This is a genomic window from Streptomyces sp. NPDC054841 (assembly GCF_053611045.1).
Genome location: NZ_JBSGZO010000757.1, coordinates 1 through 2,664, shown reverse-complemented (window position 1 = coordinate 2,664; position 2,664 = coordinate 1). Strand labels below are relative to the sequence as shown.

Below are 2,664 nucleotides of genomic sequence, written 5' to 3'. Positions count from 1 at the left end.
TGGTCGCCGTCTCCGGCGACCTGCCCGGAGCGCCGGACGTGGCCGGTCTGTGGCCGCTGCTGCGCTCCGGCGGACACGCATTCACCGAGATCCCGGACGAACGCTGGGACATCGACGCGCACTTCGAGCAACGCGGCCCCCGCATGACGGGGACCTACTGCCGTACCGGCGCCTTCCTCGACGACATCGACCGCTTCGATCCGTCGTTCTTCGGCATCTCCGCGCGCGAGGCCGAGGAGATGGACGCCCAGCAGAAGCTGCTGCTCGAACACGCCTGGGCGGTACGCGACGAGAGCGGTCTCGCCGACCGCCGCGACATAGGCGTCTTCGTCGGCGCCACGTACACCCACCACCGCGACGCCCGGGGTCTGGACACCGTCGGACCGCACACCGCGCTCGGCTCCCTGAACGCCGTGCTGGCCAACCGCATCTCCTACGCGCTCGACCTGACGGGCCCTTCGCAGACCGTCGACACCCTGTGCTCCTCCTCCCTCGTCGCCGTCCAGCACGCGGTCGCCGCGCTGCGCGCCGGAACCTGCGCCGCCGCGATCGTGGCGGCCTGCCACGTCGGGCTCACCCCCTGGTACTACCGCAGCCTCAGCCAGCTCGGGGCCCTGTCGGAGACTCTGCCGCGCCCCTTCGACGACCGCGCCGACGGCTTCGTCCCCGGCGAGGGAGCGGTCGCCGTCATGCTCAGGCGTCTTGAGGACGCCGAGCGCGACGGTGACCGGATCTGGGGCGTGATCCGCGGGACGGCCGTCAACCACGGCGGCCGCGGCAGCGCCCTGCCCGTGCCCCGCAGCGAGGCCCAGACCGCCGTCATCCGCGCCGCCCTTGACGACGCCGGCGCAGCCCCGGCGGACATCTCCCTGATCGAGAGCCACGGCACGGCGACCCGACTGGGCGACCCGATCGAGATCGCCGCGCTCACCGAGGTGTTCGGCGACGACCCGGACCGCCGTACGCCGGTGCACATCGGCTCGGTGAAGGCCAACGTCGGCCATCTGGAACCGGCCAGTGGACTCGCCGGACTGGTCAAGGTCCTCCTTTGCCTGTGGCACGGGGAGATCCCGCCCCTCGCGGGCTACGAGATCCCCGGCGCGCACCTCGACCTCACCGGCGGGCCCTTCGTGATACCGACGGAACTGCGGCCGTGGCGCTCCGACGGGCCGCGCCGTGCGGGGATCAGCGCCTTCGGCATGGGCGGCACCAACGCGCACATCGTCGTGGAGGAGTACTCCGCCGCACCGTCTGCCGCGGACGCCCCCGTGCCTTCCCGTCTGGGCGAACACCTCCTGCTCCTGTCCGCGCACACACCGGAGGGACTGGCCCGGCGCGCGGCGGACCTGGAACGACAGCTGCGGGCCGAGCCGTCGGCCGCGGGTGCGCTGTGCCGCTCGGCCGACGTGGGGCGCGACCACCTGCGATACCGCGTCGCGGTCCTCGGCTCCACGGCCGACGCCCTGCTGGCCGGGCTGGCGCAGACAGTACGCCGGGGCGGCGAGGCCCACGGGTCCGTCCTGCGCGACGGGGCGGTCCTGGAGAGCGGAGCCCGTACGGCCGACGCCGCGCTCGCCGCCCGCATGGCTCCCTTCACGTCGTACACCCCCGAACGGCTCGCGGCTCAACTGCGCGTCCCGGAGGACCGGTTGAGCACCGGACTGGCCTTCTTCCACGTCGGCGGCGGAACCGTCGACTGGCGCCAGGTGTACGAGGGGACGCCGGCCCCGCGGGTCACTCTGCCGCCCTACCCCTTCCGGGCCGAATCCTTCCGGACGGGCTCCGCGGGGACGCAGGACATGGACGAGGGCACGGACCAGGGCACGGTCGACGTGACCGGGACCGTCCACCGGCTGTCCCGCGCCCACCGTGTGTTCGGTGAGGAGACCGTGCCGGGGGCGCTGACACTGGCCCTGGCACTCGGGAGCGCCGACGTCCTGCGGCGGATCGCGTTCGTGGGCCGGGGCGCCGGACTCCACGCCCTCACCAGCGACCTGGACGATCCCGCCCGCACGGGGCCGGTCACTTTCCGGCACGGCGACCGGATCGTCGCCCGTCTCGAAACCGGCCGCGCGGACGAGGTGCTGGGCGACACGTCCGGCGACCGTGACATCGACGCCCTGCGCGCCGGGCTCGACCGGACGCTGGAACCCGCGGGCCTGTACGCCTGGTTCGCGGCCAAGGGGATGGACTTCGCCGCACCCCTGCGGTCCCTCGCGGAAGTGCGCTTCGGGCCGGCCCGCGTGCTCGCCCGGGTCGACGGCCCCACCGGCGGCGGCCTGGAGAGGGCCGCGGTCGCCCTCGACGCCGCCCTGCAGAGCATGGCCGTCCTGACCCTGGCCGACCCGGCCGCGGCGTCGGCGACGTATCTGCCGGTGTCCATCGGGCGGGTCGTACGGCGGGACGATCCGGTGCGCACGGCCTACGTACTGCTCGACGCCGACGACACCGCGCCGGACGGGTTACGGCGCGGGCACGCCACCCTGCTGTCCGCGGAAGGCCGGGTGCTGGTGCGCCTCGAGGACGTCGAGTACCGGACGGTGACGGGGAAAGGCGTACCCGAAGCGGCCGAGGGGCCGCGGCAGGACGTGCACCGGCCGGCCGTGACCGCGTCCTCGCCCGCCCCCGGGGCCGGAATCGAGGCCTCGGTGGTCGCCGTCGTGC

1 protein-coding gene is annotated in these 2,664 nt (G+C 74.2%); it reads left to right on the top strand.

Going from position 1 to position 2,664, the window contains the following annotated elements:
- A partial coding sequence (locus ACWGI8_RS42810) for a beta-ketoacyl synthase N-terminal-like domain-containing protein (RefSeq protein WP_453668874.1) occupies positions 1 to 2,664 on the top strand: 2,664 nt, incomplete at both ends.